This is a genomic window from Pseudomonas sp. WMBT8 (genome assembly GCF_050916005.1).
In the GTDB taxonomy this organism is placed as follows: Bacteria; Pseudomonadota; Gammaproteobacteria; order Pseudomonadales; family Pseudomonadaceae; genus Aquipseudomonas.
On sequence record NZ_CP188096.1, the window covers coordinates 5,092,803 to 5,116,995 of the forward strand.

Genomic DNA, 24,193 nt, shown 5'->3' on the forward strand with positions numbered 1-24,193 from the left:
GCTTGAATAACACACAACACAACGTGGGAGCGGGCTTGCCCGCGATAGCGGTGGGTCAGTTGATAACTATTTGACTGCCCCACTGCTATCGCGGGCAAGCCCGCTCCCACATTGGTTTTGGGTATTTTTACAATTGAGTGCTGAGCCAAGAGACGACAAGCGCCAGCCCGATACAGGCAAACCCTAGGCGGTAGCCAAGGCGATGACTGCGCTCGGTACGCACATCCAGGAACAACATCGGTTGATCAATCGCTCGATCTTCACTTTGCGCGGTGAGTCGAGCCATCGCCCGCTGCTCGCGCAGGCGGGTCACAAACAACAGCCCGGCGCCTGGGCAGGCGATCAACAAGGCAGCGGTATTTAGCAATAATGCCGGCAGCGACATCAAAAACCTCGGTGTAACAGTGACCAGGTATCCATTCAGATACAAACCTGAACGAATTGCGCCCTCCTGCGCCTCACAGCTCCCTCCCCCATTGACGACTAATGTATCGAGTAATTTACAGCGTCACCTGAACGTCACCTTAACAAGCCACTCTGTTGCCCTTCGCACACCCGGGAGCTTGTCATGTTGCACGCGCAGAACCAGGATCGGCTGTACCTGATCGCCCCTACCGATGAGCAAGAGGCGCTGGTCGGCGGCCTGGCGTTCAATGTCCAGGACCGGCACTGGCTGGTGTATTGCGCCCTCGGCGGGCATCAGCATGCCGACCTGCCGGAGCTGGATCTGTTGACGGGAGTGAGTGTGCTGGACTTTTATGTCGAAACGGCGGCATGACCGCAGCAGACACAAAAAAGCCGGGCCCTTGGCGGGGCCCGGCTTTTTTACAACCGATTACTGCGAGCTGAGGATCTGGCCGATGCTTGGATCCTTGAACAGACGCGTCAGGGCATCACTCAATACGTCGCTGACCAGCTTGGTGTTGGTTTCCTGGTTCGGCGCCATACCAAAGCGCTGGTCCAGGGACGCAGCGTAACGGCCGTTGTAGCGGCGGTTGCCGGCCGACACATCAGAGCGGAAGGTCGCGCCGATGGTGGCTTCGGTCACGTACAGGCCTTCCTTGGGCGACTGATACTTCAGCTCGGCCAGGGTCACCGTCAGTTGCGGTGCGCCTGGCGAGTTGCTGGTCGGGGTAAAGCCCAGCAGGCGCACAGCCGCTTCGGCCTGGGCTTGCAGCTTGGGCAGCACGTCGGCACCGGTCACCGTGATGGCGCTGGTTTCCGGGTACAGGCCACCGCGGGTGCCCAGGGTCGGCGACGGACGGCCATCAACCACACGCACCGAGACCGGCTGGCCATGGCCCACAGGCGCCAACTGGGTGGTGAGCTTGGGTTGCGGGCTGAGTTGCTGCGGGCTGTGGGCGCAGCCAACCAGGGTCAAGCTGGTCACAGTGATCAAACCGAACAACAGGCGTTGCAACATGCTTTTCTCTCCAGAATTCAGGTACCGACAGTGCGCCAGTATAGCGGCGCGTCACCGCCTGGAACTAGCGCCAGTTACAACCTCAGGTCCAGGCCTGCGTGCAGCGACTCAGTGTCACCCAGATGTCATTCTTGACAGATATGCTTGGCGTCATTCTCAGGAGGCCCGCCATGCTCAATTTTCTCTGGCGCTTTTTCGCGCGCACGCCCGCCCATCGCAACTTTGCCCTGCTCGACTCGCAAGGTCGCTGCCAGGCCTTCAAGCAGTGCAGCCAGCCGCCCGTGGGCGAAGGCTGGGTCGAAGTCCAGGAGATCCGCCTGAGCTGGATGCACCATCCTCTGCCCGCCCGCGCCCGTGTCAGCCCGCGCCGCGCACGGTCATCACACCGCCTGCCGTTGACCGCCTGACCGAAGCGCTAATAAAAGTCATAAAACACGTCCATTTCCCGCCAGTTCTTCGCTACAATCTCCCCCCGATTATAAGGACGTCTCCTGATCGGGCCTCGCAGCATCGCTAATGCCCTGGTATTAGCTCCCCCGCACCGCCCACAGAGAGCCGCCCACACAGATCGAGTGAAGCTGGCGAGCTGGCTGTTTTGTCTGCAAACCTGCGCCTTTACCGAATCTGCCAGAGCTGCCATTGCGCTCGGCCACTTGAGTTGTTTGCCCGTTATGCCGCGTGTCGGCAGTGATTTCGGGCCAGGTGCCAGGCTGGGGCAGCCCTTTTTTGAGGTTCACGTCTTCAAAAGAGCGTGAAAAAAACGGGTTTTCACAACTTCACAAGAGTGTGGCGAGCAAATGAATAGTTTTGCGTTTGTACAAGCACCATCAACGTCTGGCACTGCCCAACCACACAGGACCGAGTACTCCTCAAAAACCGGAGCTTGAAGCCTGTCCGCTACGGATTTGGTTGCACGATCGGACGTACTTGACCATAAGTCGAATTGCCACAGGGCCCCTTAAATGCGTTCATATGCAGATAAGGCCTGGTCGGCAGCGTCCGCTGAAGTTGCAAAAAAATTGCGAAGAATCGGACATGGCGATCCTGGCCATGGGTAACCTGGGGCATCACGTGAACCGCCCCGTCACTCCTGGCAGCCATGCCGTCAATTTGGTGCTGCAGATTTTGGAGACGCGTTAAATGGCGCATAACGAAGCAGTCGACGTAGTACTGGTAGGTGCGGGCATCATGAGTGCCACCCTTGCCGTGCTGCTCAAGGAGCTCGACCCCGGCCTCAAGCTGGAAGTCGTTGAGCTGATGGATTCGGGTGCCGCGGAGAGTTCCAACCCGTGGAACAACGCCGGTACCGGCCACGCCGGCCTGTGCGAGCTGAACTACACCCCGCAGGCGGGTGATGGCTCCATCGACATCAAAAAAGCCGTGCACATCAACACCCAGTTCGAGGTGTCGAAGCAGTTCTGGGCGTACCTGACCAAAAAAGGCACCTTTGGCTCGTCCAAGTCCTTTATCAGCCCAGTGCCGCACCTGAGCTTCGTGCAGGGCGAAAAAGGCGTGTCGTTCCTCAAGAAGCGCTTTGAAACCCTCAGCCAGCACCACGCGTTCTCGGATATGCACTACACCGAAGACCGTGCCGAAATGGCCGAATGGATGCCGCTGATGATGCCGGGCCGCCCGGCTGACGAAAAAATCGCCGCGACCCGCGTGATGAACGGCACCGACGTCAACTTCGGCGCCCTGACCAACCAATTGCTCGCGCACCTGAGCAGTTCGGCCGATGCCCAGGTCAAGTACAGCAAGCGCGTCACCGGCCTCAAGCGCAATGGTGCTGGCTGGACCGTGAGCATCAAGGACGTCAACAGCGGCAACACGCGCCATGTCGACGCCAAGTTCGTGTTCCTCGGCGCCGGCGGCGCGGCCCTGCCGCTGCTGCAAGCCTCAGGTATCGAAGAGAGCAAGGGCTTTGGCGGTTTCCCGGTCAGCGGCCAGTGGCTGCGTTGCGACAACCCGCAAGTAGTCAAGCAGCACCAGGCCAAGGTCTACAGCCAGGCCGCCGTGGGTTCGCCGCCGATGTCGGTGCCGCACCTGGACACCCGCGTGGTGGATGGCAAGAAATCCCTGCTGTTCGGGCCATATGCCGGCTTCACCACCAAGTTCCTCAAGTTCGGTTCGTTCCTTGACCTGCCCATGTCGATTCGCCTGGGCAACATCGGCCCGATGCTGGCCGTGGCCCGGGACAACATGGACCTGACCAAGTACCTGGTCAGCGAAGTGATGCAGTCCATGGAGCAGCGCCTGGAATCCCTGCGCCGCTTCTACCCCGAAGCCAAAGCCGAGGACTGGCGCCTGGAAGTGGCCGGCCAACGGGTGCAGATCATCAAGAAAGACCCGAAGAAAGGCGGCGTGCTGCAATTCGGCACCGAGCTGGTCGCGGCCAAGGACGGTTCGCTGGCGGCACTGCTGGGCGCCTCTCCAGGGGCTTCGGTGACTGTTTCGATCATGCTGGATCTGATCGAACGATGCTTCCCGACCCAGGCGGCCGGCGAGTGGGCGGCCAAGCTGCAGGAGATCTTCCCGGCCCGGGAAAAAGTCCTGGAAACCGATGCCGAGCTGTATCGCAAGATCAGCGTGCAGAACAACATCAGCCTGGAGCTGGTTGAGCAAGGTAGCGAGGCCGCAAGCTACGCCTGACGCCTACAAAAAGGCAAAAAAACGCCCCGCTCTCGTGATGAGAACGGGGCGTTTTTGTATGTCTTGGAAATCAGCCGCGGGCTTGTTCGATCAGCTCGAGGTACTCGTCCGCGTTGCGCTGGTCCTTGATCAGATCGACGAAGGTCTGGCCATGCTCATCCTTGCCGTCGAGGTCCAGCCCGGCCTCTTTGAAAAAGGTCAGGAAACGTCCGAAGTCATCGATGCGCAGGCCGCGATAGGCTTTGATCAGTTTGTGCAGGGACGGTGAAGTGGCGTCGACCGGTTCAAAATCCAGGAACAGCTTGATCTGATCGTCGCCGATCTCGTCACCAATCACTTGTTTCTTATCTTTACGCATTGCCGACTCCAGCCTGCAGACATTTACACGGGAGTGGAAGTCTACCTGCGGGACACAAGGTTCGGAAGCCACGAGGCTCTATGTGAGAGCGGGCTTGTCGGGTCGCCGCATCGCCGCGATGGCGGTGGGTCAGTCGAATATATCTAACCTGACACTCCGCTATCGCGGCGATGCGGCGACCCGACAAGCCCGCTCCCACACAAACCCACCTGTTTTTTTGCTGCCAGGTTCAATCGAACTGGGCCAGCATCCAGCGATGATACTCAGCCATGCCAGCCTCGCCTTCCCGGGGCGCCCAGGTGGCCAGTTCGCCCTCGCCCACCGGGCGATAGGGGCCAGCCTTGCACTCGAACATCATCGTGTCGGGCTCAAGCACCACCAGGCCATGGAAAACACCGGGCGATAGGTCGACACCCAGGCAATCTCCACCCGCCTGCAAGACGCGCCGCTCCAGGACCTCGCCTGACTCGCTGAAGATCAGAATGCCCAGGCGCCCCTTGAGTACCAGCAGGGTCTCGGCTTTGTCAGCGGTGAGATGACGATGGGGCTGCACATAAGTGTGTGGCTGCAACCCAACAGCCATGCGATGGCAAGGCTCTTCCATCTGGTGGAAGTTGACGTTCTGCCGGCCACGGGGGTTGAGGGCGGCTTTCTCGGCCAATTCGGCAAACAGCGACTGATCAAGAAAACGCGCCATGGCTTACATCCCCTTCACGGCAAAGATGCCATTGGCGTTGCGCCAGTAGCCCTTGTAGTCCATGCCATAACCGAAAATGTAACGGTCGATGCACGGCAGGCCAACATAATCAGCCTTCAGGTCTGGCCGGGCCTTGCGGTCGTGGTCTTTGTCGATCAGCACGGCGGTGTGCACTTTGCGCGCGCCGGCGTGTTTGCAGAAGTCGATGATCGCGCCCAGGGTATGACCTTCGTCGAGGATGTCATCGATGATCAGCACGTCACGGTCGATGAACGACACTTCCGGCTTGGCCTTCCAGAACAGGTCGCCGCCGCTGGTTTCGTTGCGATAGCGCGTGGCGTGCAAGTAGGACGCTTCCAGCGGGAATTGCAGATGAGTCAGCAATTTGCCGGCGAAAATCAGACCACCGTTCATCACACAGAACACCACCGGGTTGGTATCGGCCATTTCACGGGTGATGTGCGCGCCGACCTTGGCGATAGCCTCTTCGACTTGCGCTTCGGTGTACAGGCAGTCAGCCTCGTGCATGATTTGACGGATATGCTCGAGATCAGCGGACATGGCGCTCTCCAGGGGTACTGTGGCAAGAAAAGCGGGCGAAGGTACGCCTCTGGGACGCAACGTTCAAGCCTTTATGGACTAACGTACTGGTTGTCTATAGGACAACACCCTCGGATAGATTAATCTAGGCCGGTTTTTTTGCCCGCCGCCGGAGCCTTTCCCCATGCCCATCCGTGAGATCCGCCACCCGCTGATCCGACACAAGCTCGGCCTTATGCGCCGCGCCGACATTAGCACGAAGAACTTCCGTGAGCTTGCTCAGGAAGTCGGAGCGTTGCTCACCTACGAAGCCACCAAAGATTTGCCCCTGGAAAACTACGAGATCCCCGGTTGGTGCGGTCCCGTCCAGGTCGAGAAAATCGCCGGCAAGAAAATTACCGTGGTGCCGATCCTGCGCGCCGGTATCGGCATGCTTGAAGGCGTGCTGAGCCTGATCCCGGGCGCCAAGGTCAGCGCTGTGGGCGTCGCCCGCAACGAAGAGACCCTGCAGGCCCACACCTACCTGGAAAAACTCGTACCGGAAATCGACGAGCGCCTGGCGATGATCATCGACCCGATGCTGGCCACCGGTAGCTCCATGGTTGCCACCATCGATCTGCTGAAGAAAGCCGGCTGCAAGGACATCCGCGCCATGGTGCTGGTCGCTGCTCCCGAAGGTATTGCCGCCGTCGAAAAAGCGCACCCGGATGTAGTGATCTATACCGCGTCCATCGATGAGCGCCTGAACGAGCACGGCTACATCATTCCGGGCCTGGGCGATGCTGGCGACAAGATCTTCGGCACCAAGCAGAAGGACGCGTGAGCATGCAGGATGAATTCAACGACCCGCTTTGGCGCCAGATCCTGTCTGGCGCACAAATGCTCTTCGTAGCATTTGGCGCGCTGGTGTTGATGCCACTGATCACAGGTCTTGATCCAAACGTTGCGCTGTTTACCGCAGGCCTGGGCACATTGCTGTTCCAGGTCGTCACGGGGCGCCAAGTGCCGGTGTTCCTGGCCTCGAGCTTTGCCTTTATCACCCCGATCATTCTCGCCAAGGGCCAGTTCGGCCTTGCGGCGACCATGGGCGGGGTGATGGCGGCGGGTTTCGTCTACACCTTCCTCGGCCTGGCCGTGAAGATCAAAGGCACCGGTTTTATCGACCGGCTGCTGCCGCCCGTGGTGATCGGACCGGTGATCATCTCCATCGGCCTGGCCATGGCGCCGATTGCCGCGAACATGGCAATGGGCAAGTCGGGCGACGGTGCCGAGCTGATCCACTACCAGACGGCAATGCTGATCTCGATGCCGGCGCTGCTGACCACGCTGATCGTGGCCGTATTCGGCAAGGGCATTTTCCGCCTGGTGCCGATCATTGCCGGGGTGCTGGTGGGTTTTGGCATGTCGTTCTACTTTGGCGTGGTCGACACCGCGAAGATCGCCGCCGCCCCGTGGTTCGCCCTGCCCCACTTCACCGCGCCGGAATTCAACTGGCAGGCGATTCTGTTCATCGTCCCGGTAGCCCTGGCACCAGCCATTGAACACATCGGCGGCGTGATTGCCGTGGGTAGCGTGACCGGTCGCGATTACCTGAAAAAGCCCGGCCTGCATCGCACGCTATTGGGCGACGGCATCGCCACCACCACGGCTGGCCTGTTCGGCGGCCCGCCCAACACTACCTACGCCGAAGTGACCGGCGCGGTAATGCTGACCAAGAACTACAACCCGAAAATCATGACCTGGGCGGCGGTATTTGCCATCACCCTGGCCTTTGTCGGCAAGTTCGGCGCGCTGCTGCAGAGCATTCCGGTGCCGGTGATGGGCGGGATTCTGTGCCTGCTGTTCGGTTCGATTGCGGCGGTGGGGATGAACACCTTGATCCGTCACAAGATCGACCTGGGGGAGGCGCGCAATCTGGTGATTGTGTCGGTGACCCTGGTGTTCGGGATAGGTGGTGTGCTGATCGGCACCGGCACTGGCCCGGACGATTTCGGCCTCAAGGGCATCGCCCTGTGCGCGGTGGTAGCGATTGGCCTGAACCTGCTGCTGCCGGGCAATGATGGCTGGAAGCACAAGAAGCCGGACGAGCCGTTGCTCTGAAGGTTAGGGACTGTCGGTGTTGCTGATGGCCTCATCGCGGGCAAGCCCGGCTCCCACATGGGAACGCATTCCAATGTGGGAGCCGGGCTTGCCCGCGATGAGGCCAGTCCAGCCAATATAGATCTAAGGCTTAAAGATCGCCCAAGCCATCGATCAACGCCTGGTTCTGCTCAGGCGTACCGATGCTGATCCGCAGGAACTGGGCAATCCGCTCCTGCTTGAAGTGCCGCACGATCACCCCTTGCTCACGCAGCTTGGCCGCCAGGCTGGCCGCTTCGTGCCGTGGGTGGCGGGCGAAGATGAAGTTGGCAGCCGACGGCAGCACTTCAAAGCCTTTGTCCTGCAACTGCGCAACCACCTTCTCGCGGCTGTCGATCACCAATTGGCAGGTCTTCTCGAAGTATTCACGATCTTCAAAGGCCGCCGCCGCGCCGACAATCGCCAGGCGATCCAGCGGATAGGAGTTGAAGCTGTTCTTGACCCGCTCCAGCGCCTCGATCAGGTCCGGATGCCCCACCGCCAGGCCTACCCGCAAACCGGCCAGTGAGCGCGATTTGGAGAGGGTCTGGGTGACCAGCAGGTTGGGGTAGCGATCCACCAGGCTGATGGCGGTTTCGCCGCCGAAGTCGATATAGGCTTCATCGACCACCACCACCGAATCCGGGCTGGCCTTGAGCAGCTGCTCCACCGCGTCCAGCGCCAGCACGCAGCCGGTCGGCGCGTTCGGGTTGGGGAAGATGATCCCGCCGTTGGGCTTGGCGTAGTCCGCCACGCGGATCTGGAACTGCTCGTCCAGCGGCACCGGGGCCGAGGTGATGCCATACAGGCCGCAGTACACCGGGTAGAAGCTGTAGCTGATATCCGGGAACAACAGTGGCAGGTCGTGCTGGAACAGACCGTGGAAGATATGCGCCAGGACTTCGTCGGAACCGTTACCGAGGAAGACCTTGCTTCCATCCACCCCGTAGTACTTGGCCACGGCCTGCTTGAGCAGGTCGCTGTTGGGGTCCGGGTACAAACGCAGGTTGTCGTTCAACTCGGCATGCATCGCCGCCAGGGCCTTGGGCGACGGGCCATAGGGGTTTTCGTTGGTGTTGAGCTTGACCAGCTTGGTCAGCTTCGGCTGCTCGCCGGGCACGTAAGGCACGAGGTCCTTGACGAAAGGGCTCCAGAATTTGCTCATGTCTTACTCCCCCTTGACGATGCGGTATTCGGCGCTGCGGGCGTGCGCGCTCAACGATTCACCACGGGCCAGCACCGAGGCGGTCTTGCCTAGCTCGGAAGCCCCTTGTGGCGAGCAAAAGATGATCGACGAGCGCTTCTGGAAGTCATACACCCCCAGCGGCGACGAAAATCGCGCAGTGCCCGAGGTCGGCAACACATGGTTGGGGCCGGCGCAGTAGTCACCCAGGGCTTCGCTGGTGTGGCGGCCCATGAAGATCGCACCGGCGTGGCGAATCGATGGCAGCCAGGCCTGTGGGTCGGCCACCGACAGCTCCAAGTGCTCAGGGGCAATGCGGTTGGCCACTTCGATAGCCTGTTCCATGTCCCGCACCTGGATCAGCGCACCCCGGCCATTGATCGACTTCTCGATAATCTCGGCGCGGTCCATGGTCGGCAGCAACTTGTTGATGCTCGCCGCCACCTTGCCGAGGAACTCGGCGTCGGGGCTGACCAGGATCGCCTGGGCGTCTTCGTCGTGCTCGGCCTGGGAGAACAGGTCCATGGCGATCCAGTCCGGATCGGTCTGGCCGTCGCACACCACGAGGATTTCCGAAGGGCCGGCGATCATGTCGATCCCGACTTGGCCAAACACATGGCGCTTGGCGGTGGCGACATAGATGTTGCCGGGGCCGACCACCTTGTCTACTTTCGGCACGCTTTCGGTGCCATAGGCCAACGCGGCGACGGCCTGGGCGCCACCGATGGTAAACACGCGGTCAACGCCTGCGATGCAAGCGGCAGCCAGCACCAGTTCGTTGATTTCACCGCGCGGGGTCGGGACCACCATGACCACTTCGGTCACGCCCGCAACTTTGGCGGGAATGGCATTCATCAGCACCGACGAAGGGTATGAAGCCTTGCCGCCTGGCACGTACAGGCCGGCGCGGTCCAGGGGCGTGACTTTCTGCCCCAGCACCGTGCCATCAGCCTCGGTGTAGCTCCAGGAATCCTGCTTCTGTTTTTCGTGGTAGCTGCGCACCCGCGCGGCCGCGACTTCCAGGGCTTCACGCTGGGGCGCGGTGATGCGCGTCAGGGCCAACTCCAGGCGTTCGCGGGGCAGGATCAGGTCGGCCATGGACTTGACGTCCAGGCCGTCGAACTGGCGGGTAAAGTCCACCAGCGCCGCATCGCCGCGCTCACGCACGGCCTTGATGATGTCGAGCACCCGCTGGTTGACCGAGTCGTCGGACACACTTTCCCAGCTCAGCAGATGATCCAGATGATGGGCGAAATCCGGGTCGGCAGCGTTGAGTCGGGCAATTGCAGTGGACGTGGTCATAGCGAGGGCCTCAATAGTATTGGCAAAAACTCAGGCGCCCTAAACTAGCAGTCGTTTCCGCTTGGGCACCTGAGAATTCTGGCTATGAGGCGGATAGACGGGCGCGACCTAGGGCCGCGCAGGTGAGTCAACCGCGGTGTCGAGACTCCACTGCCTTGCGCAGGGTGTCGATCAACGCCTGGATCCGGGCGTGCTGCATTTTCATCGAAGCTTTGTTGACGATCAGGCGGGAGCTGATGTCAGCGATAAAGTCCTGGGGTTCCAGGCCGTTGGCGCGCAGGGTGTTGCCGGTGTCGACCACGTCGATGATCTTGTCGGCCAGGCCGATCAGCGGTGCCAGTTCCATCGAGCCATAGAGCTTGATGATATCGACCTGGCGGCCTTGCTCGGCGTAATAACGCTTGGCGACGTTGACGAACTTGGTGGCCACCCGCAGGCGGCCTTTTGGCTCGACGTCACCGACACGACCGGCAGTCATCAGCTTGCACAGGGCGATACGCAGGTCCAGCGGCTCGTACAGGCCCTGGCCGCCGTATTCCATCAACACGTCTTTACCGGCGACACCAAGGTCGGCGGCGCCATGTTCCACGTAGGTCGGCACGTCGGTAGCCCGCACGATCAACAGGCGAACGTCGTCCTGGGTCGTGGGGATGATCAGCTTGCGGCTCTTGTCCGGATTCTCGGTCGGCACGATGCCCGCTTCAGCCAGAAGCGGCAAAGTATCGTCAAGGATGCGGCCCTTGGACAGTGCGATGGTCAACATGGGAAACGTCAGTCCTTCATCAGGCTATTGCTGTCCGGTCGCAAACGGCGCCAGACACAGATCGAGGCCATTACAGCCTCGATTTGAAACAAATTCAGCCAAGGCGTGCCTGTGCACACCTCGGGCGGGCGCTTCCCTGCGCCCGAGCAGTGGGGACTAGCCCGGTACGCGGCGAATTTTTGCGCCGAGCATCTGCAGTTTTTCTTCGATGCACTCGTAGCCACGGTCTATGTGGTAGATGCGATCGATCAGGGTGTCGCCGTCAGCGCACAGCGCCGAGATCACCAGGCTGGCCGAAGCCCGCAGGTCGGTGGCCATTACTGGCGCGCCCTTGAGCTGCTCGATACCGGTGACGATGGCTGTGTTGCCTTCGACCTGGATCTTGGCGCCCATGCGGTGCAGTTCGTACACGTGCATGAAGCGGTTCTCGAAGATGGTCTCGATCACAGCACCGGTGCCTTCGGCAATCGCGTTCAGGGAGATGAACTGCGCCTGCATGTCGGTCGGGAACGCCGGGTACGGAGCGGTACGCACGTTGACGGCTTTTGGCCGCTTGCCGTGCATGTTGAGCTCGATCCAGTCTTCGCCGGTGGTGATTTCGGCACCCGCTTCGCGCAGTTTTTCCAGGACCGCTTCCAGGATGGTCGGATCGGTATCCTTGACCTTGACGCGACCACCGGTGACGGCAGCAGCAACCAGGTAGGTACCGGTCTCGATACGGTCCGGCATGACCTTATAGGTAGCCGAGTGCAGGCGCTTCACACCGTCGATGGTGATGGTGTCGGTGCCGGCGCCAGTGATGTTGGCACCCATGGCGATCAGGAAGTTGGCCAGGTCGACCACTTCCGGCTCGCGCGCGGCGTTTTGCAGGACGCTGCGGCCGTTCGCCAGGGCAGCGGCCATCATGATGTTCTCGGTACCGGTCACGCTGACGGTATCAAAGAAGAAGTTCGCGCCACGCAGGCCGCCTTCCGGCGCCTTGGCCTTGATGTAGCCGCCTTCGACGTCGATGGTCGCACCCATGGCTTCAAGGCCACGGATGTGCAGGTCCACCGGCCGCGAGCCAATGGCGCAACCGCCAGGCAGTGCCACTTCGGCTTCGCCGAAACGGGCAACCATCGGGCCCAGTACCAGGATCGAGGCACGCATGGTTTTCACCAGTTCGTACGGGGCGATCAGGGTCTTGATGGTGCGCGGGTCGATTTCGACCGACAGCTTCTCGTCGATCACCGGCTCAATGCCCATGCGACCGAACAGCTCGATCATGGTGGTGATGTCGTGCAGGTGCGGCAGGTTGGCTACGGTAACCGGGCCATCACACAGCAAGGTAGCAGCCAGGATCGGCAAGGCCGAGTTTTTAGCCCCGGAGATACGGATTTCGCCATCAAGACGGGCACCGCCGGTAATAATCAATTTATCCATAAGAATCTCGACGCCTTGGGGGCTCAGGTGCGCTCGGCCCAGGCCGCGCGGCTGAAAAATTTCATAGTGACCGCATGGATGCTGCCATCGGTGATCCACGGGTTCAAATGGGCATAGATCTGCTGCTGACGCTTGACCGGGCTCAATGCCGCCAGTTCATCGCTAATCACGTTCAGCTGGAAATTGCAGCCTTCGCCTTCAACTGCAACCTCAGTATTCGGCAGCTTTCCTTCAAGGAAGCTTTTAACTTCTAGGGCCTGCATGCTCAACCTCTATCGGCGCCCAGTGCGCGCGGGTCGCACATCATACAAAAAAGCCCCGCGCCTGCGAACCCCGCATAGCAGGACTCTGACGGGGGGCTTCTTCAATAATGTGTATTAAGGATGCGCCAACAGCTCGGCCAGACCGCAAACCTGGGCAATTTCCCGCATATCCTCGGGTAATGCACGAATACTGGCAGGTTTGTTGACCGCCGCGGCGTCGCGTAGGAAACACAGGAGCAATGACAAGCCAACACTGCTGGACTTCACCACCGCCGAGCAGTCGATAACCACTGCCGACGCAGTGCTGGCATTGATCAGCGCCTGGCCCTGCTTGCGCAGGGCCGGCCCGGTGCTGTAGTCGAGCACGCCACTTAAGAGCAGCTCGCCGGCCTGGCCTTGACGAACAGCCGACTCAGTCATGGGGCCTGCTTCTCTGCGGCTTCTTCGGTCACTTCCTTGGCCTTGGCCACTTCGCCGGCCCAACCATCGATGGTCTTGTCCAGGTCGTTGCCATTGCGCTGCATGGCATCGGCGAACTGGTCACGGAACAGCTTGCCGATGTTGATGCCGTTGATGATCACGTTGCGCACTTTCCATTCACCGTTGATTTTCTCGAGGGTGTAGGAAACCGGGTAGATCGAGCCATTGTTGCCCTTGACCTGCATATCCACGCTGGTACGGTTGCCGGACTCATCCTTGGCCGGAGATACGACGATACCCTGGTTGTTGTATTCCAGCAGGGCGTTGCCGTAGAACTGCATCAGGCTGCGCTTGAAGTTTTCCTGGAAGCGCTGCATCTGCGCAGGCGTGGCCTTGCGCGAGTACTTGACGGTCATGATGCTGCGGGAGATGCCATCAGCATCGACCACCGGGCCCACGATACCGTTGAGGGCATCGTAGAACGCGCTTGGGCTCTGCTTGTACTGCTCTTTGTTTGCGGCAAGGTCAGCCAGCAGCTCTTTGGTGGTTCTATCAATTATGTCGTGCGCCGAAGGCGCTGCCACGGCGTTAGCCATCAATGGCAAGGCTGCCAACAGCACCAACAGGCCACGTCGCAAGGTTGAGATCATGAACAAACTCCTCATTTGGCGTCTTTACTAACCGTATTAAGCAGGAATTTACCGATCAGGTCCTCCAGCACCAACGACGACTGTGTGTCATGAATGGTCGAACCATCCTTGAGCAAGGCTTCTTCCCCGCCCACGCTGATACCGATGTACTTCTCGCCCAGCAGACCCGCCGTGAGGATAGACGCCGTGGAGTCAGTCGGCAGGTTATCTACCTTCTTGTCCAGTTGCAGGGTCACTCGGCCGGTGAAGCTGTCGCGGTCCAGATCGATTGCCGTGACCTTGCCGATGGTCACACCGGCCATGGTCACTTTGGATCTGACCGTCAAACCGGCGATATTGTCGAAGTAGGCGTAAAGTTTATAGGTGTCGGCGCTGGAGCTGGCCGACAAGCCGCTGACTCGCAGGGCAAGCAACAGTAAAGCCAGGATGCCAGCCAGCAAGAAAAGGCCGACACCGATTTCCACAGTGCGGTTTTGCATCAGAAATCTCCAAACATCAAGGCGGTCAAAATGAAGTCAAGACCCAGTACCGCCAGCGAGGCGTACACAACGGTCTTGGTGGTGGCACGACTGATCCCTTCTGAAGTGGGCTCACAGTCATAGCCTTGGAATACGGCGATCCAAGTCACGACGAAAGCGAAGACGATGCTCTTGATAATGCCATTGAGCACGTCACCGCTGAACGTCACGCTGTTTTGCATGTTGGCCCAGTAGGAGCCGTCGTAGACCCCCAGCCAGTCCACTGCCACCCATGAGCCACCCCAGATCCCGACCACGCTGAAAATCATCGCCAGCAGAGGCAGGGAAATGAAGCCGGCCCACAGGCGCGGGGCAACGATGTACTTGAGCGGGTCCACGCCGATCATTTCCAGGCTGGACAACTGCTCGGTGGCCTTCATGTTGCCGATCTCGGCAGTCAACGCAGAACCGGCGCGCCCGGCAAACAGCAACGCGGTGACCACCGGTCCCAGTTCACGCAGCAGCGTTAGCGCAACCATCTGCCCCACCGCCTGCTCGGAACCGTAGCTGGACAGGATATTGAAGCCCTGCAACGCCAGCACCATGCCGATGAAAACCCCGGAGACCACGATGATCACCAGGGACATCACGCCCACCGAGTGCAACTGCTTGAGCAGCAAGCCAAAACCGCCGCCGATACTGCCGCGGCCCAGCAAGGCGTGAAACAGGAAAATCGTCGAACGCCCGAGCACTTCGACAATGTCGATGCCGGAACGACCGAAAAGGCGAACCTTCTCGATTAAAGATGTCTTGCGCATCAGCGCTTCCCCAGGAGATCTGCGCGGTAATCCGCTGCCGGAAAATGAAAAGGCACCGGGCCATCAGGATCGCCGGTCATGAATTGGCGAATGCGCGGGTTATCAGCGTTCATCAGCTCTTCAGGCGTGCCCTGGCCCAATACCTGGCCATCGCCGACCACATAGAGGTAGTCGGCAATGCTCGCGGTTTCGGCCAGGTCGTGGGAAACCACGATACTGGTGATGCCCAGCGCATCGTTGAGCAGGCGGATCAGGCGCACCAGGACGCCCATGGCGATAGGGTCCTGGCCGACGAACGGCTCGTCATACATGAGGATCTGCGGATCGAGCGCAATCGCCCGCGCCAGGGCGACACGCCGCTTCATACCGCCGGAGAGTTCATCTGGCATCAGGTCGATGGCACCGCGAAGGCCGACGGCCTGCAACTTCAACAAAACAATGTCACGAATCATTTCTTCGGACAGCTGGGTGTGCACCCGCAGCGGAAACGCGACGTTTTCGAAAACATCGAGGTCGGTGAACAGAGCGCCGCTCTGGAACAGCACCCCCATGTGCTTGCGCGCATCGAACAAGTCGCTGCGCGACAGGGTCGGCAGGTTCTGGCCATTGACCCAGACCTCCCCGGCAGTCGGACGCAACTGCATGCCCATCAGGCGCAGCAGGGTCGTCTTGCCGCAACCGGAAGGGCCCATGATACCCGTCACCTTGCCGCGGGGAATGCGAATATCGACATTATTGAAGATGCTGCGCGTACCGCGCTTGAAGGAAAGGCCCTTCAGCTCGACCGCGTAGGCGTTATCGGCACTCATCTAAACTCCTTGGGATGCAGCTTCTCACTCAGACACCATGCTTGGGACAACTGCTTGCGACAGTTAGACACATGTGCGCTGCGCGGACCGAACTGGCGGCGAACTATATCACTGCTGACGTAGAGCGCCCAAGGCCGCAGCAGCGCTTGTTCAGAAACAGGACAGGTAAAAAGCGCATTTGGGACTGATCTCACTCTCTAGAAGAACAACAGCTGACGAACTTGCGTGAGGGAATTGCTCAATCCCGCTATAATCGCCGACTTTTCGTCAGGCTATACGATTTCAGACATGAGCCAATCCAACGACCTTATTCAATCCGCACAACGCACCATCCGCCTCGAGCTTGAAGCCGTAGAAGGCTTGCTGGCCCATATCGACGCAGATTTCGTACGCGCCTGCGAGATGATCCTGGCCAGTAAAGGCCGGGTTGTCGTGGTCGGCATGGGCAAGTCAGGCCATGTCGGCAACAAGATTGCCGCCACCCTGGCGAGCACCGGCACCACGGCTTTTTTCGTGCACCCGGCCGAAGCCAGCCACGGTGACATGGGCATGATTACCCGCGACGACGTGATCGTCGCCCTGTCCAACTCCGGCACCACCAACGAAATCGTGACCCTGCTGCCCCTGATCAAGCGCCTGGGCATCAAGCTGATCAGCATGACCGGTAACCCGGACTCGACGCTGGCCAAGGCCGCCGAAGTGAACCTGAACGTGCATGTGACCCATGAAGCCTGCCCACTGAACCTGGCGCCGACCTCCTCCACCACCGCCGCCCTGGTCATGGGCGACGCGCTAGCCGTAGCCTTGCTGGAAGCCCGTGGTTTTACCGCCGAAGACTTCGCCTTTTCCCACCCGGGTGGCGCCCTTGGCCGTCGCCTGCTGCTGAAAGTGGAAAACGTCATGCATGCTGGCGATGAGCTGCCACAGGTACAGCGTGGCACCCTGCTCAAGGACGCGCTGATGGAAATGACCCGCAAGGGCCTGGGCATGACCGTGATCCTCGAGGCCGACGGGCGCCTGGCCGGGGTGTTCACCGACGGCGACCTGCGTCGCACTCTGGACCGCACCATCGATATCCATACCGCGACTATCGATCAAGTCATGACCCCCCACGGCAAGACCGCCCGCGCCGAAATGCTCGCGGCGGAAGCCCTGAAGATCATGGAAGATCATAAAATCGGCGCCCTGGTGGTGGTCGATGATGCCGATCATCCGATTGGCGCCCTGAACATGCACGATTTGCTGCGCGCAGGAGTGATGTAAATGAGCAACGACCTGTTGCAACGGGGCAAGGCCATCAAACTGGCAATTTTCGATGTGGACGGCGTGCTGACCGATGGCCGCCTGTACTTCCTCGAAGACGGCAGTGAATTCAAGACGTTCAACACGCTGGACGGCCAGGGCATCAAGATGCTGATGGCCTCTGGCGTGCAAACCGCGATTATCAGTGGTCGCAAGACCCCGGTCGTGGAACGCCGCGCACAAAACCTGGGGATTCCTTACCTGTATCAGGGCCGCGAGGATAAACTGGTGGTCCTGGATGAGCTTCTTGGGAAACTCAACCTAAGCTATGAGCAGGTCGCCTATCTGGGTGACGACTTACCTGACTTGCCGGTGATTCGCCGCGTCGGCCTGGGCATGGCGGTGGCCAATGCCGCGTCATTTGTTCGCGAACACGCCCACGGCATTACCCAGGCCCGTGGCGGCGAAGGTGCCGCGCGCGAGTTCTGCGAGCTGATCCTGCGCGCCCAGGGCAGCCTTGAAGCGGCCCACGCCGCCTACCTATAGAGCCTTCTATGCTGAGCAAAAAGATTCGCAACTTCCTGATATTCGGAGCCATCGCCGCGCTGTTCCTCGCGGTGGGCTACTGGAATATCAGCCCGGAGCGCTTCCTCGACCAGCCTGTCGCGCAGGTCGACCAGGGCGCCATCGACTATTACGCCACCAACGCCTACAGCGTGCAGTTCCTGCCAGACGGCAAGGTGCAGTACGAAATGACGTCGGACAAGGTCGAACACCTGAAGGCTTCGGAGGTCACACTGCTGACCAATCCGGACCTGAACCTGTATCGCGGCACCGAATTTCCGTGGCACGTCACCAGCAAGCGTGGCGAGGTCAACCCGGACGGTACCGAAGTGGAGCTGATCGACTCGGTGCGTGTTGCCCGCACTGACGCCCAGAACCGCGACACCATTATTACCAGCAGTCGCATGACCGTATTCCCACAGAAGCAATATGCGCAGACCGAGCAAGACGTTAGAATCGACGGCGCTGGCGGTGTATCGACTGGCAAGGGAATGAAAGCGTATTTGAAAGAAAGCAGGATACACCTGCTATCGAACGTAAGAGGACAGTATGAGGCTCGTTAAAACCCTCCCTATTTTGCTCGGTCTGGGCGCAGCACTGGGAAGCGTGAGCGCCTGGGCTCTGCCGAACGATAGCCAGCAACCGATCCACATTCAGGCTGACGATGCGCAGTTGGATGACAAACAAGGTATCGCGACCTACAAGGGCGACGTAATCATCACTCAAGGCTCGATGAAGATTACCGGCAATACCGTAACCCTTACCCGCACCCCGGCTGGCGACATCGACGTCGTGACCTCGGTGGGCAACCTGGCCTATTTCGAGCAGCAACAGGCGGCGACCGACCCAGCTCCGATCAAGGGCTACGGCGTGACCATCCAGTACCATGCCCCGCAGAATCGCATCGTACTGACCGACCGCGCCAAAGTGATCAGCAGTGACGGCAACTCGACCGAAGGCGAGAAAATCGTCTACGACACCGTCAAGCAGGTCGCCACTGCCGGCCGCGCCAATGGCACCAAGGTCACTGCGCCACGTCCGCGAATCGACATGGTTATCCAGCCGAAGAAGAAGGCCCAGTAATGGCAACCCTGAAAGCCCAGCATCTGGCCAAGGCCTATAAAAGCCGTCAGGTCGTGCGCGACGTCAGCCTGTCGATCGACAGCGGCCAGATCGTCGGCCTGCTTGGCCCCAACGGTGCCGGCAAGACCACCTGCTTCTACATGATTGTCGGCCTGGTCCAGGCGGACCAGGGTCGCGTATTGATCGACGACCTGGACGTCAGCCACCAGCCCATGCACGGTCGTGCACGGGCCGGGATCGGCTATCTCCCCCAGGAGGCGTCGATCTTCCGCAAACTGTCGGTGTCCGACAACATCATGGCGATCCTTGAAACCCGCAAGGAACTGGATCGCGACGGACGCCGCCAGGAGCTGGAAAGCCTGCTGCAGGAGTTCCACATCAACCACATTCGCGACAACCTCGGCATGAGCCTGTCCGGCGGCGAGCGCCGTCGCGTGGAAATCGCCCGCGCCCTGGCCACTGCACCGAAGTTCATCCTGCTGGATGAACCCTTCGCCGGTGTCGACCCGATTTCGGTAGGCGACATCAAGCAGATCATCCATCACCTCAAGGCCAAGGGGATCGGCGTACTGATCACCGACCACAACGTGCGTGAGACCCTGGATATCTGCGAAACCGCCTACATCGTCAACGACGGCCAACTGATTGCCGAAGGCGACTCCGCCACCATCCTGGCCAACGAACTGGTCAAGGAAGTGTACCTGGGGCACGAGTTCCGCCTGTAAGCGCTGGGGTGTCAGGACATTCGCCATCAGGCGCGGGAGTCAATAAAAACCTCATTATTTTTATTGTTACCGCGCTCTAGGCAAAGCCCCCGATATCAGGCATATAATTTGCTTATGTTTGGCGCTCACGCGCCCTGTCGTGGATGGCGCATTGCGCCGGCGAATAAGGTGTTAAGCCCCTGCCATGAAACCATCGCTAGTCCTGAGAATGGGCCAGCAGCTGACGATGACACCGCAGCTGCAACAGGCCATCCGCCTGCTCCAATTGTCGACCCTGGACCTGCAACAGGAAATCCAGGAGGCCCTGGAGTCCAACCCGATGCTCGAACGCCAGGAAGAAGGCGACGACTTCGATAATGCCGACCCGCTGGCCGACAACATAGAGCAAAAACCCAACACTGACGTCCAGGAACCGTCCTACCAGGAAACCGCACCCACGGTGGATAACCTGGAAGAAGGCGAATGGAACGAACGCATCCCCAATGAACTGCCGGTGGATACGGCCTGGGAAGATGTCTACCAGACCAGCGCCAGCAGCCTGCCCAGCAACGATGATGACGAGTGGGACTTCACCACCCGCACCTCCGTCGGCGAAAGCCTGCAGAGCCACTTGCTGTGGCAACTGAACCTTGCCCCGATGTCCGACACCGATCGCCTGATCGCCGTGACCCTGATCGACTGCATCAACAATCAGGGCTACCTGGACGAAACCCTTGAAGAAATCCTCGAGGCCTTCGACCCGGAGCTGGATATCGAGCTGGACGAAATCGAAGCCGTCCTGCACCGCATCCAGCAGTTCGAGCCTGCCGGCATTGGCGCGCGCAACCTCAGCGAGTGCCTGTTGCTGCAATTGCGCCAACTGCCCGCCAAGACACCGTGGCTGACCGAGGCCCAACGCCTGGTCACCGATTACATCGACCTGTTGGGCAGCCGCGACTACAGCCAGCTGATGCGCCGGATGAAGCTCAAGGAAGATGACCTGCGCCAGATCATCGAACTGGTACAGAGCCTCAACCCGCGCCCAGGCTCGCAGATCGAGTCCAGCGAAGCCGAATATGTCGTACCTGACGTAATTGTGCGCAAGGACAACGAGCGCTGGCTGGTGGAACTGAACCAGGAATCGGTGCCACGCCTGCGGGTCAACCCGCAGTACGCAGGCTTCGTGCGCCGGGCCGATACCAGTGCCGACAACACGTTCATGCGCAACCAGTTGCAGGAAGCACGCTGGTTCATCAAGAGCCTGCAAAGCCGCAACGAGACCCTGATGAAAGTGGCCACCCAGATCGTCGAGCATCAGCGCGGCTTCCTGGAGTACGGCGACGAAGCGATGAAGCCTTTGGTGCTGCATGACATTGCCGAGGCTGTCGGCATGCATGAATCGACTATCTCCCGGGTCACTACGCAGAAATTCATGCATACCCCACGGGGTATATATGAGCTGAAATACTTTTTCTCCAGCCACGTCAGCACCTCCGAGGGCGGCGAATGCTCGTCCACGGCGATCCGCGCGATCATCAAAAAACTGGTTGCGGCGGAAAATCAGAAAAAGCCGTTGAGTGACAGCAAGATCGCTGGTTTACTGGAAGCACAAGGCATTCAGGTCGCCCGTCGAACCGTCGCCAAGTACCGCGAGTCCCTTGGGATCGCGCCTTCCAGCGAGCGTAAGCGGTTGATGTGACGGGCAGGCCACAGCGTTCCAGTGGCGGGTATCCCTACCCGCCGCTTTATGCACTGGCAACGAAGGAGAAGCTGTATGCAAGTCAACATCAGTGGACACCAACTGGAAGTGACCGAACCGCTGCGCGCCTACATCAGCGAAAAACTCAAACGAATTGAGGGGCATTTCGACAAGATCACCAATGTGCAAGTCATCATGTCTGTCGAAAAGCTGAAGCAGAAAATCGAAGCCACCTTGCGTATACCCGGCGGGGAAGTAGTCGCCAATGCAGAGCATTCAGACATGTATGCCGCCATTGACGACCTGACCGACAAGCTGGATCGCCAAATCAAAAAGCATAAGGAAAAGCAGCAGAGCCTTCTTCAAGGCACAGGCCGCTAACACTCCCCACCCATGATTCGACTTGAAACCATCCTGACCCCCGGCCGTTCCCTCGTGAACGCGCCGGGCGGCAGTAAAAAGAAAGCCCTCGAACAGATTGCCAACCTGATCAGCCGCGAAGTGCCTGAACTGGTGATGCAAGACGTGTATGAGGCCCTGATCGCCCGTGAAAAACTTGGCTCGACCGGTTTTGGCAACGGCATCGCTATTCCTCATTGCCGCCTCAAAGGCTGTGAAACACCGGTAAGCGCCCTGCTGCACCTGGACGCCCCCACTGATTTCGACGCCATCGATGGCGCTCCGGTTGACCTGCTGTTCGTCCTTCTGGTCCCGGAAGCGGCCACCGATGCACACCTGGAGCTGCTCCGGCAGATCGCCAGCATGCTCGACCGTGAAGAAGTACGTAAGAAACTGCGTAGCGCCAGCACCAATGAAGCGCTGTATCAGGTTGTCCTAGATGAGCAAAGCGGGCAGTAATCATGCGTTTGATCATCGTCAGCGGGCGTTCCGGCTCAGGTAAAAGTACGGCCCTCAATGTGTTAGAGGACAACGGCTTCTATTGCATCGACAACTTGCCGGCTGGCCTCCTGCCCGAGCTGGCTGAGCGCGCGCTGATCCATACCGAACTGGCGCAACCGTTGGTGGCCGTTTCGATCGATGCACGCAACCTACCCAGCCACCTCACGCGATTCCCGGAATTGCTTGAAGAGGTACGTGCCAAGCATATTCATTGCGACGTGCTGTACCTGGACGCCGACGAAGAAACGCTGCTCAAGCGCTTCTCGGAGACCCGTCGCCGCCACCCGCTGAGCAGCCCACACCGCTCGCTGGCCGAAGCCATCGAAGACGAGACCAAGCTGTTGGGGCCGATCATCGATTTGGCCGACCTCAAGATCAATACCACTAGCCTGAACCTTTACCAGCTGCGTGACGCCATCAAGCTGCGCCTGCTGAACCAACCGGAACCGGGCACGGCCTTCCTGGTTGAATCCTTTGGTTTCAAGCGGGGCATGCCGGTAGACGCCGACCTGGTATTTGACGTGCGTTGCCTGCCCAACCCTTATTGGAAGCCGGAACTGCGCGATCAGTCCGGGCTGGACCTACCGGTTGCCGAGTACCTGGCGGCGCAACCGGATGTGGAAGAGATGTTCCAGGACATCTCCAGCTACCTGCTCAAGTGGCTACCGCGCTTTGCCGCCAGCAACCGGGCCTACGTCACCATCGCTATCGGCTGTACCGGCGGGCATCACCGCTCCGTCTACCTGACCGAGCGGCTGGGCCAGGTCTTGCAGAAAACCCTCAAGAATGTCCAGGTTCGCCACCGCGACCTCAGCTGAAAGGAACACCTTCGCGATGCCCGCTCTGGAAATTGAAATCATCAACAAACTGGGCCTGCATGCCCGCGCGTCGGCTAAATTTGTCGGGGTAGCGGGCCAGTTTCCTTGCCAGGTGCGTGCCGGGCGTACACCGGAGTCCATGGTCGATGGTAAAAGCATCATGGCCATGATGATGCTCGCCGCAGGCAAGGGCACCAAGATTCATCTGAAGACCGAAGGTGAGCAGGAGCAGGAAGCGCTGGATGCGCTGGTGAAGTTGATCAACAATTACTTCGATGAAGGCGAATAGCCCCTGTACGGGCTTGCGTGGGAGCTGGCTTGCCTGCGATAGCATCACCTCGGTCTAGACGAAAAACCGGGGTGCCTGCATCGCAGGCAAGCCAGCTCCTACATTGGATTTGCGCTAGGCATCAGCCCAGCGCTGTATCCATTGCCATCATCAGGCAAAACCCAATGCACAACCCCAGGCTGGCGAGCTTGTCATGACCATTGCGGCGCGACTCGGGGATCACTTCATGAGTCACCACCAATAGCATCGCCCCCGCCGCCAGGGCCAGGCCCAAAGGCAGCAGCATCTCGGCCAGGCTGACCAACCAGGCACACAACACGGCAAACACCGGCTCCACCAGCCCGGATGCCGCGCCGATCAAGAAGGCCTTGACCCGCGACATCCCCGCCCCAGCCAACACCAACGCGATCACCAACCCTTCCGGTACATCCTGCAAGGCGATGCCCATGGCCAGGCTGTCGGCATCGGGCATGCCGCCCCCCGCCGAGACGCCCACCGCCATGCCTTCGGGGATGTTGTGGGCAATGATGGCAAATACAAACAGCCAGATGCGTGGTGGAATTACCGGTTTGTCAGGGGTGCCAACCAGCAGCTCCGGACTGGCACCGGAGACCTTGCGGTCCACCAGGAACAGGCCGAAGGCGCCCAGCATGATGCCGAAGCTGATCAGGCCGCTGGACGCCCAGGGGCTGAGCCCCAGGTTTTCAGCGGCGGCAATCCCCGGCACGACCAGCGAAAACGCGGTCGCCGCCAACATCACGCCAGCGCCAAACCCCAGCAGTGTGTCGCTGACCGCCAACGGCATCCGCCGGATCACCAGTACCGGCACCGCGCCCAATGCAGTGCCCAGGGCACAGATTGCGCCACCTTGCAGGGCACGCAGGATCCGCGGCTCGAGGTTCAGCCAGGCCAGCCCGTGGGCCACCAGCAATGCAGTTCCAGCCAATAGCAGCAGCGAGCCAAACGCATAGCGGAACATTCGTACGCTGCTGATCGCCAGTGTTTCAGTGCCCATAGTCGG

31 protein-coding genes are annotated in these 24,193 nt (G+C 60.0%); 15 read left to right on the plus strand and 16 right to left on the minus strand.

The features are described from left to right. Nucleotides 1–127: 127 nt before the first annotated feature. The gene (locus ACO77H_RS23105; protein WP_169956395.1) at nucleotides 128–385 is read right to left on the minus strand and encodes a hypothetical protein; all 258 of its coding nucleotides are present in this window, start codon (nucleotides 383–385) and stop codon (nucleotides 128–130) included. A 183-nt stretch (nucleotides 386–568) separates the two neighbouring features. Here ACO77H_RS23105 and ACO77H_RS23110 point away from each other — a divergent pair, with 183 nt between their 5' ends. Continuing rightward, on the plus strand, nucleotides 569–778 hold the full coding sequence (locus ACO77H_RS23110; protein WP_032860067.1) for a hypothetical protein: 210 nt from the start codon (nucleotides 569–571) through the stop codon (nucleotides 776–778). A gap of 57 nt (nucleotides 779–835) precedes the next feature. Here the strand turns inward: ACO77H_RS23110 and ACO77H_RS23115 are convergent, their stop codons facing one another. Further along, on the minus strand, nucleotides 836–1,423 hold the full coding sequence (locus ACO77H_RS23115; protein WP_032860068.1) for a YajG family lipoprotein: 588 nt from the start codon (nucleotides 1,421–1,423) through the stop codon (nucleotides 836–838). Nucleotides 1,424–1,593: 170 nt separating this feature from the next. On the opposite strand from ACO77H_RS23115, the gene ACO77H_RS23120 reads away from it, so the two are divergent. Next, the gene (locus ACO77H_RS23120) at nucleotides 1,594–1,830 is read left to right on the plus strand and encodes a hypothetical protein (protein ID WP_432754618.1); all 237 of its coding nucleotides are present in this window, start codon (nucleotides 1,594–1,596) and stop codon (nucleotides 1,828–1,830) included. Nucleotides 1,831–2,563: 733 nt separating this feature from the next. Beyond that, on the plus strand, nucleotides 2,564–4,072 hold the full coding sequence (gene mqo / locus ACO77H_RS23125) for a malate dehydrogenase (quinone) (protein WP_169956399.1): 1,509 nt from the start codon (nucleotides 2,564–2,566) through the stop codon (nucleotides 4,070–4,072). 70 nt (nucleotides 4,073–4,142) lie between these two features. Here mqo and ACO77H_RS23130 read toward each other — a convergent pair whose 3' ends face one another. From ACO77H_RS23130 to ACO77H_RS23140, 3 genes are all read right to left on the minus strand, one after another. Further along, on the minus strand, nucleotides 4,143–4,430 hold the full coding sequence (locus ACO77H_RS23130; protein ID WP_169956401.1) for a PA4642 family protein: 288 nt from the start codon (nucleotides 4,428–4,430) through the stop codon (nucleotides 4,143–4,145). A gap of 229 nt (nucleotides 4,431–4,659) precedes the next feature. After that, on the minus strand, nucleotides 4,660–5,127 hold the full coding sequence (locus tag ACO77H_RS23135; RefSeq protein ID WP_169950856.1) for a WbuC family cupin fold metalloprotein: 468 nt from the start codon (nucleotides 5,125–5,127) through the stop codon (nucleotides 4,660–4,662). Nucleotides 5,128–5,130: 3 nt separating this feature from the next. Beyond that, nucleotides 5,131–5,688 carry a hypoxanthine-guanine phosphoribosyltransferase gene (locus ACO77H_RS23140; RefSeq protein WP_078046900.1) on the minus strand — a complete coding sequence of 186 codons (558 nt, stop codon included), beginning with the start codon at nucleotides 5,686–5,688 and terminating at the stop codon, nucleotides 5,131–5,133. A 163-nt stretch (nucleotides 5,689–5,851) separates the two neighbouring features. Between ACO77H_RS23140 and upp the strand changes: the two genes are divergently transcribed. Then, nucleotides 5,852–6,490, plus strand: a complete 639-nt coding sequence (gene upp, locus ACO77H_RS23145) for a uracil phosphoribosyltransferase (RefSeq protein WP_029291751.1) — start codon at nucleotides 5,852–5,854, stop codon at nucleotides 6,488–6,490. 2 nt (nucleotides 6,491–6,492) lie between these two features. Beyond that, nucleotides 6,493–7,767: a uracil-xanthine permease family protein gene (locus ACO77H_RS23150; RefSeq protein ID WP_169950858.1), complete on the plus strand. Its 1,275-nt coding sequence runs from the start codon at nucleotides 6,493–6,495 to the stop codon at nucleotides 7,765–7,767. A 130-nt stretch (nucleotides 7,768–7,897) separates the two neighbouring features. Here ACO77H_RS23150 and hisC read toward each other — a convergent pair whose 3' ends face one another. The 10 genes from hisC to ACO77H_RS23200 all read right to left on the minus strand — a co-directional run bounded on the left by hisC (nucleotide 7,898) and on the right by ACO77H_RS23200 (nucleotide 15,873). After that, the gene (gene hisC / locus ACO77H_RS23155; protein ID WP_432754619.1) at nucleotides 7,898–8,950 is read right to left on the minus strand and encodes a histidinol-phosphate transaminase; all 1,053 of its coding nucleotides are present in this window, start codon (nucleotides 8,948–8,950) and stop codon (nucleotides 7,898–7,900) included. A 3-nt stretch (nucleotides 8,951–8,953) separates the two neighbouring features. Next, complete coding sequence (gene hisD / locus ACO77H_RS23160) at nucleotides 8,954–10,270, minus strand: histidinol dehydrogenase (RefSeq protein ID WP_432754620.1); 1,317 nt, start codon at nucleotides 10,268–10,270, stop codon at nucleotides 8,954–8,956. A gap of 127 nt (nucleotides 10,271–10,397) precedes the next feature. Beyond that, the gene (hisG, locus tag ACO77H_RS23165) at nucleotides 10,398–11,033 is read right to left on the minus strand and encodes an ATP phosphoribosyltransferase (RefSeq protein ID WP_003188599.1); all 636 of its coding nucleotides are present in this window, start codon (nucleotides 11,031–11,033) and stop codon (nucleotides 10,398–10,400) included. A 156-nt stretch (nucleotides 11,034–11,189) separates the two neighbouring features. Beyond that, nucleotides 11,190–12,455: a UDP-N-acetylglucosamine 1-carboxyvinyltransferase gene (murA, locus tag ACO77H_RS23170; protein ID WP_029291769.1), complete on the minus strand. Its 1,266-nt coding sequence runs from the start codon at nucleotides 12,453–12,455 to the stop codon at nucleotides 11,190–11,192. A 23-nt stretch (nucleotides 12,456–12,478) separates the two neighbouring features. Further along, the gene (locus ACO77H_RS23175; RefSeq protein ID WP_010567702.1) at nucleotides 12,479–12,718 is read right to left on the minus strand and encodes a BolA family protein; all 240 of its coding nucleotides are present in this window, start codon (nucleotides 12,716–12,718) and stop codon (nucleotides 12,479–12,481) included. Nucleotides 12,719–12,832: 114 nt separating this feature from the next. Next, nucleotides 12,833–13,138, minus strand: coding sequence for an STAS domain-containing protein (locus ACO77H_RS23180; protein ID WP_169950867.1), 306 nt, complete (start codon nucleotides 13,136–13,138; stop codon nucleotides 12,833–12,835). Continuing rightward, nucleotides 13,135–13,788: an MlaC/ttg2D family ABC transporter substrate-binding protein gene (locus ACO77H_RS23185; RefSeq protein ID WP_169950869.1), complete on the minus strand. Its 654-nt coding sequence runs from the start codon at nucleotides 13,786–13,788 to the stop codon at nucleotides 13,135–13,137. Before ACO77H_RS23185 ends, ACO77H_RS23180 begins: the two co-directional genes overlap by 4 nt. Before the next feature lie 11 nt (nucleotides 13,789–13,799). Further along, entirely contained in the window at nucleotides 13,800–14,267 is a 468-nt protein-coding gene (mlaD, locus tag ACO77H_RS23190) for an outer membrane lipid asymmetry maintenance protein MlaD (RefSeq protein WP_076963541.1), read from the minus strand. Then, the gene (mlaE, locus tag ACO77H_RS23195) at nucleotides 14,267–15,064 is read right to left on the minus strand and encodes a lipid asymmetry maintenance ABC transporter permease subunit MlaE (protein ID WP_170056740.1); all 798 of its coding nucleotides are present in this window, start codon (nucleotides 15,062–15,064) and stop codon (nucleotides 14,267–14,269) included. The genes mlaD and mlaE overlap by 1 nt, the downstream gene beginning before the upstream one ends. After that, nucleotides 15,064–15,873: an ATP-binding cassette domain-containing protein gene (locus ACO77H_RS23200; protein ID WP_038443322.1), complete on the minus strand. Its 810-nt coding sequence runs from the start codon at nucleotides 15,871–15,873 to the stop codon at nucleotides 15,064–15,066. Before ACO77H_RS23200 ends, mlaE begins: the two co-directional genes overlap by 1 nt. 288 nt (nucleotides 15,874–16,161) lie before the next feature. Between ACO77H_RS23200 and ACO77H_RS23205 the strand changes: the two genes are divergently transcribed. The 10 genes from ACO77H_RS23205 (at nucleotide 16,162) to ACO77H_RS23250 (ending at nucleotide 23,172) form a co-directional block, all read left to right on the plus strand. Continuing rightward, nucleotides 16,162–17,136 carry a KpsF/GutQ family sugar-phosphate isomerase gene (locus tag ACO77H_RS23205; protein WP_169950873.1) on the plus strand — a complete coding sequence of 325 codons (975 nt, stop codon included), beginning with the start codon at nucleotides 16,162–16,164 and terminating at the stop codon, nucleotides 17,134–17,136. Then, nucleotides 17,137–17,661 carry a KdsC family phosphatase gene (locus tag ACO77H_RS23210; protein ID WP_032860082.1) on the plus strand — a complete coding sequence of 175 codons (525 nt, stop codon included), beginning with the start codon at nucleotides 17,137–17,139 and terminating at the stop codon, nucleotides 17,659–17,661. A gap of 8 nt (nucleotides 17,662–17,669) precedes the next feature. Further along, complete coding sequence (gene lptC / locus ACO77H_RS23215) at nucleotides 17,670–18,242, plus strand: LPS export ABC transporter periplasmic protein LptC (RefSeq protein WP_169950875.1); 573 nt, start codon at nucleotides 17,670–17,672, stop codon at nucleotides 18,240–18,242. Next, nucleotides 18,229–18,762, plus strand: a complete 534-nt coding sequence (gene lptA, locus ACO77H_RS23220; protein WP_169950877.1) for a lipopolysaccharide transport periplasmic protein LptA — start codon at nucleotides 18,229–18,231, stop codon at nucleotides 18,760–18,762. Before lptC ends, lptA begins: the two co-directional genes overlap by 14 nt. Beyond that, nucleotides 18,762–19,487 carry an LPS export ABC transporter ATP-binding protein gene (lptB, locus tag ACO77H_RS23225; RefSeq protein ID WP_029291791.1) on the plus strand — a complete coding sequence of 242 codons (726 nt, stop codon included), beginning with the start codon at nucleotides 18,762–18,764 and terminating at the stop codon, nucleotides 19,485–19,487. Before lptA ends, lptB begins: the two co-directional genes overlap by 1 nt. Nucleotides 19,488–19,671: 184 nt before the next feature. Further along, nucleotides 19,672–21,165, plus strand: a complete 1,494-nt coding sequence (locus ACO77H_RS23230) for an RNA polymerase factor sigma-54 (protein WP_169950879.1) — start codon at nucleotides 19,672–19,674, stop codon at nucleotides 21,163–21,165. Nucleotides 21,166–21,240: 75 nt separating this feature from the next. After that, the gene (gene hpf / locus ACO77H_RS23235; protein WP_032860085.1) at nucleotides 21,241–21,546 is read left to right on the plus strand and encodes a ribosome hibernation-promoting factor, HPF/YfiA family; all 306 of its coding nucleotides are present in this window, start codon (nucleotides 21,241–21,243) and stop codon (nucleotides 21,544–21,546) included. Nucleotides 21,547–21,558: 12 nt separating this feature from the next. Continuing rightward, complete coding sequence (gene ptsN / locus ACO77H_RS23240) at nucleotides 21,559–22,023, plus strand: PTS IIA-like nitrogen regulatory protein PtsN (RefSeq protein WP_029291796.1); 465 nt, start codon at nucleotides 21,559–21,561, stop codon at nucleotides 22,021–22,023. 2 nt (nucleotides 22,024–22,025) lie between these two features. Continuing rightward, complete coding sequence (gene rapZ, locus ACO77H_RS23245; RefSeq protein ID WP_169950881.1) at nucleotides 22,026–22,883, plus strand: RNase adapter RapZ; 858 nt, start codon at nucleotides 22,026–22,028, stop codon at nucleotides 22,881–22,883. Nucleotides 22,884–22,899: 16 nt separating this feature from the next. Then, nucleotides 22,900–23,172 (plus strand): HPr family phosphocarrier protein, encoded by a 273-nt coding sequence (locus tag ACO77H_RS23250; protein WP_170041742.1) that lies wholly within the window; start codon nucleotides 22,900–22,902, stop codon nucleotides 23,170–23,172. Nucleotides 23,173–23,293: 121 nt separating this feature from the next. Here ACO77H_RS23250 and ACO77H_RS23255 read toward each other — a convergent pair whose 3' ends face one another. Continuing rightward, nucleotides 23,294–24,187, minus strand: a complete 894-nt coding sequence (locus ACO77H_RS23255; RefSeq protein WP_169950885.1) for a ZIP family metal transporter — start codon at nucleotides 24,185–24,187, stop codon at nucleotides 23,294–23,296. Between the last annotated feature and the right edge of the window lie 6 nt (nucleotides 24,188–24,193).